The organism is Streptomyces sp. 13-12-16 (genome assembly GCF_002114215.1).
Classification (GTDB): Bacteria; Actinomycetota; Actinomycetes; order Streptomycetales; family Streptomycetaceae; genus Streptomyces.
Map to the genome: position 1 here is coordinate 1 of NZ_NCTE01000404.1, position 5,530 is coordinate 5,530.

Annotated in this window: 1 protein-coding gene; it reads right to left on the reverse strand. The window is 75.1% G+C overall.

All coding sequences use genetic code 11. The annotated features are described in order from the left end of the window. Nucleotides 1-5,483, reverse strand: a 5,483-nt coding sequence (locus B7767_RS16435; protein ID WP_179167169.1) for a lonely Cys domain-containing protein, incomplete at its 3' end; no start/stop codon positions are given. Nucleotides 5,484-5,530: the final 47 nt, after the last annotated feature.

The window sequence follows — 5,530 nt, forward strand, 5'->3', positions numbered from 1 at the left end:
AGCTCGGTGCCGGTGAACCCCGGCGGGTTGCCCGGCAGGTCCTCCGCGCTCACCAGGCCGGCGATCCACCGGCGCCGGGCCTCCTCGGACGGCGGCGCCTGGAGCGGGGTGTCGTCGCCGGCCGTGATGACGCCGGGGGCGGGTCCGGTGGGCTGGGCCTCGGGCGCGGGCGGGCGGGTCCGCGACCAGTGGACTCCCGTGTCGTCCTGGGGCGAGGTCAGCACGAGAAGGCTCTCGTTCACCGCCGGCCGCCGGTCGAGGAGCCGGAGGGGCCGCGTCGGCAGCCACACCGTCCGGGCGGCCCCCGTCCGGGCGGCGATCGCCTCGGCCAGGCCGGCGTCCCCCGTTCCCGCTCCGACGGGGACGACCGTGACGTCCCGGTCCAGCTGCGCCAGGACGGGGTCGTGGGAGAGCAGTTCGGCGATCTCGTCGTGGGGCACCGGGCGGGTGGTGCCGTCCGGCCAGGGCATGTCGATCCGTCCCGGGGTGGTGCCGGTCATGTCCAGTACGTACGCGCCGGGATGGGCGCCCTTCGCGGCGTCCTTCCGGTGCCAGGGCGCCAGGGCCCCGCGGCTGTTGCCCAGACCGCCGTCGGGGGAGATCACGTAGCGGTCCGCCCACACGCGGCCCGGGGCGGGCCTCCCCGTCCAGCTGCGGCCGGCGCTCGTCCCGTTCACGGAGGTGACGAGGGTGCGGTCGTCCAGCGCGCCGTGGCGTTCGAGGTCGTACGCGGCGAGCGCGGTGGGGTCGTGGACGTCGCGGCCGAGGGCCGCCGCCGTGGCAGCCGTCCGGAGGAGTTCCGTCCGCAGGGCCTCGTCCCGCGGGTCCTCGCCGGCGGGCAGGTGGAGCGCCTTCGTCGTCAGGGCGTCGGGGTCGGGGTGGTTCTCCACGCTCTCCACGGCCTTGACCGTGGCCCACAGCGCGTGCTGCCGGTCGGTCGCGGTGACGTGCGCCGACGGGCGCAGTCCCAGCACCTGACGGGTCCACCGGTCCGGGTCGTGGCGGCCGGTCAGTTCGCGGGCCCGGTCCACGGAGGGCAGGGCGGTGAAGTCGGACAGCGCGGCCCCCGGGTCGGCGGACAGGCGCGCCGACGCGGCCTCGAGCATCGTCCGTACGTCGTCGGGGTCCGGCGGCGCGGGCCTGGTGCCGGGGGCGGTCGTCAGGCCGTGGTGCGCGCGGGTGACCCGGTCGAGCAGGTCGAGCGTCAGCTCCCCGTACTCCCGCAGGTTCCCGTCCCCGCGGCGCATGACCTCCAGGGCGCCGATGCCGCGCAGCAGTCGGCGGTACGTGCCGGCCGGGTCGTCCTTGTCCTTCTCCACGTCGACGCCGAACGTCATGCGCAGGGCGCGGACCAGCCGCAGTGCCGTGTCCCGGGCCGTGGCCGGGGTGAGGTCCGGGGAGGTCTCCAGGCCGGCCTGCGCGGCCAGGGTGTCGAGTTCGTCCGGGGTCGGTTCGGGGCGCAGCTTCACCATGTCCACCGGGTCGTTCGCCGGGGTGGTGGGGATGCCGTGGTCGTGCAGCCTCCCGTTCGCGTGGCGGCTCCAGTGCTCCCTGTCCGGGGCGTAGACGTCGCGCCGGGTCGAGTTGGAGACGTCCTGGGCCGCCGACGGGACGGCGAGCGGGTCGGGAACGAACGGGCGGCTCCGCTTCAGGGCGGCGGCGGTGTACCCCTCCGGTCCGCTCCCCCAGCAGGACAGGAACACGATGGGGGTGTCCCGTTCCAGCCGGGTCACGCTGGGGCGCCGCCGGAGGTAGCCGCCGGTTTCCGTGCCCCGGACCGGAACGTTGTTCTGGAACATGTTCTCGACCATGAGGGTCTGCCCCGGCAGGCCGTGGACCAGGAAGAAGTAGGGCTTGCGGCCCTTCCACGGCACCGGCCGGGGCCTCCCGATCGGCTCGCCGGTGACCGGGTCGTAGACGGACCACTCCGTCGACCGGATCAGGTCCTGGAGCCACGGCTCGCGCCGGACCAGGTCGGCGCCGTTGACCACCGCGCGGCCGACGGGCCGGCCCTCGTCGGTGAGGGTGACCGACTTGACGTCCGCGTCCCGGAGGGTCCTCCCGTCGAGCGTGCGCAGGGCGCCTTCCCCGGGTTCCGGCCGTCCCTCGTCCGGCCCCAGGCCGTCGGGGTCACTGGCGATCCACTCGCCCATCGGCTCGCCCATCAGGTCGTCCGCCGACTCGCCCGTCGAATCGTCGCCGAGGGCCCGGTCGTCGGTCACCCCGATGCGGTGCCGGCCGGTGTCGGGGTGCGGCTTCAGGGCGACCTCGCCGCTGTGCGACCACAGCGTCCTGCCCGACCGGGCCGCGGCCCTGCGCGGCAGGTCCAGTCCCATGGCGCCGGCGTTCGGCGAGACGAGCACCACTTCGGCGGCGTCCTCACGGCCCGCCAGTTCCCCGTCCTGGGCCAGCAGTTCGGCGAACTCCTCCGGCGACAGCCGCCACCGCTTGCTGCCGTCCGGCAGGGACAGCCTGACCTTGGTGTGGTCGCCGTCCTTCGTCCCGATCACGTACGGGAGGGGGGCACCGGGCCGGCGTGCCCACGGTGACGGCCGGGGGTCCCGGTCGTCACCGTCCACCACGTCGTACGAGGAGACGTCCAGGTCCTGGGCGGGCCGGCCCGTCCAGTTGCGGCCCAGTGGGGCGCCGTCGGGTGCGGTCAGGCGGGTGGCGTCGGACAGCAGGCCCTGCTTGCCGAGGTGGTACGCGGTCAGTGACGCCGTGCCGGTCGCCCGGCCGGCGGCCATCGCCTCGGCCGTCAGCTCGTACAGCCGGCGCACGCGGTGCGACAGGTCGTCGGCGTCGAAGCGCACCGGGGCGGGAGGAGAGTCCGTGGACTCGCCGTCCGTATCACTGTCCGAGCCGCTGTCCGAGTCGTCGTCCGAGTCGGGGTCGTCCCCGGGGTTGTCGTCGAGGTGCAGGAGTTTCCCGGCGAGCCGGTCCGGGCCGGTGAACCAGTCCGGCCGGCCGAAGTCCTCCGGGCTCAGTTCCGCCAGCCGGGCGGCGGCCTCCGACAGGGGGGAACGGTCGACCGTGACGACCGCCTGCCGCCGTGCCGCCCGCCCGGTGGCGCCGTCGATCGGGCCGACGGCGCCGATGTCCCGGCCGCCGCTCTCCGTGACGACCGTGAAGTCCTCGGCCCGGACCGTGCCGCCGCGTACCTCCGCGACGTCGCGCACGCTCTGTTCGTTGAGCTCCAGCTGACGCCGGATCTCCTCGAGGAGGAGGCCGCGCACGGCGTCCGCCCGTTGCCGGCCGACCGTCCCGGCGTGCTCGACGGCGTCACCGGACAGCGCGAAGCGCGGGCCGTTGCTGTAACCGGTGACCGTGATCGTGGGGAGCCGGAGGCCCGCCCTGAGGTCCCGCAGGCCGGACAGCACGATCTGCTCGGCCAGTTCGGCGAGTCGGCGGCGCTGCTCCGGATCGGTGACGTCCCGGTGGCGGTACTCGAAGGCGCCCCGGGACCGGGAGGAGGGCGGCGCCGGGGCGGGTCCGGCGCCGTCCGGCACCGCCACGCTCTCGGCCTCATCGTTGTCGAGGTCGTTGTCGTTGTCGAGGTCGTTGTCGGGGTCGGCGTCAGGGCCCGACAGCGACACCGTGTCCATCGGGGCCGGGGGGACGGTGGAGACCGGCGGTGCGGCGGGGGCGGTGGGGTCCGCGGCGTCGGAGGGCCGCAGCCGGCCGGTGCGTGCGGCGTGCAGCAGGTGTGCCAGGGAGCCGGCGGTCAGCGACCGGTCCCAGCCCTGCCGGGCGGCGTACCGGCCGACGGTGTGCCGGAGCGCGCCCCAGGTGAGCAGACCGGGGTCGGTGTCGCCGGCCGCCTGGAACCGCAGCCTTTCGAGGGCGCCGAAGCCCTCGATCAGCTCGTGGAACTCCGCCTCGCGGGCCGGATCGGAGTCGATGTGCACGCCGTGGGTCTGCCGCAGGGCCCGTACCCAGTGCAGGGCGCGGTCGGTGCGCCCCGGCAGCCCGTCGGGCAGTCCGCCCAGGTCGGCGAGCGCGTCGAGGGCGTCGGTCCCGGGCTCGGGACGGAACTCCTCGACATGGCCCACGGGGTTGTCGGGGTCGTCGTACACGACCAGGTGCGGCGGCAGGCCGCCCTCGGCCTCGCTCGGCGAGATCTGCCGGTCCACGGTGAAGACGGTGCGGCGGGTCTCGTTGGCGACGTACTGGGCGGAGGAGGGATGGGCGAGCAGGTCCTGGTCGGCGCGCGTCATGGACAGCTCGCAGATCAGCAGCCACACCGGCTTGTCGGGGGACAGCGCCTGCATGCTCTTGCGCCGCGCCAGCATCCGGCCCAGCTGCCGGGGGTGGACCGCCTGGTTGGCGCCGGTGCTGCGGCGGGGCACGGTGGTGCGTCCGCTGTCGCCGTGGCCGACGAAGACGTAGGAGTCGGCCAGGCCCCGCGGCAGGGGCAGCGCGCCGCTCTGCTTCCCGGCGTACACACCGGGCAGCCCTTCCATGACATTGGTGTAGTGCTGGATGGCGGACACCACCCGCAGGGCCTCCTCCCGCATCGCCATGTCGTGCGCGTCGAGGAACGCCCGCCCGGTCAGTGTCTGCCCGTCGACCGTGACCAGCGGATACGAGTGGATGTCGGCGTCCGGGAAGACGGTGCCGTTCGCGGCCCTGACCGTGGCCGCCGGGTCGTCCGGGACCAGTCCCGGGTCGGCGGGGATCCAGGTCCCCGCCGGATCGCTCCCGGAGGCGGGCGCGGCCAGGACCGGCACCCGGCGGCCGGACGGAGCCGCTTCCAGCCGCAGGTCGCCGTAGGTGAACCAGGCACGGGTGCCGGTGCGGTCGGCGATCACCCGTGCGAGGGCCTCGTTGCGGCCGTCCTCGTCCGCGATCAGGACCACCACGGGCACGTCAGGACGCCGCCCCGGGTCGTGCAGCACCAGTTCGGCGAACTCCTCGTCCGACACCGGTCTGCCGTCCGCCAGGAGCATTCCCTCGGCGTTCCGTTCGGCCACCACCGCGTAGGCGGCGGGTCCCCAGGGCGAGGGGTGGACGCCCTGGGGATCGGCGACCACGTCCATGTGCAGGCGGATGCCGGGACGTCCGGTCCAGTTCCTGCCGTACGGCACGTTGTCGTCCCCGCTGAGCGCGGACTGCTGCGGGTAGCCCTGCCTGGTCAGCCCGTAGGCGGCGATGGCGTCCAGGCTGCCGCCACGGCCCCGGCGGTGGGCGCTGCTCGCGAGGGTGAGGGCGTCGTAGTGCCGGGCCGCGTCCACCGGTTCGTCCGGTGTCAGGTGCAACAGCGTCCGGGTGATGCCGTCCAGGTCCAGGGCGGCACCGAAGCGGGGGTGCCCGGCGCGCGCCGATTCGATCACGCGCAGCGCGTTGAACAGCCCGTTGCGCAGCTCCTGCGTGAGCGGCTGGGAGCCGAAGGTGGCGTCGACGAGCGCCCACAGTTCCTGGAGCCGCTGCTGGACCGCGCCGTCGGTGGGCGGCGGCGCGGCGGCGGACCCCACGGCCGGCACCGGAGTGGGGTGCGGCGGCGGCAACGGCGCGGGCGGGTGCGGCTGCG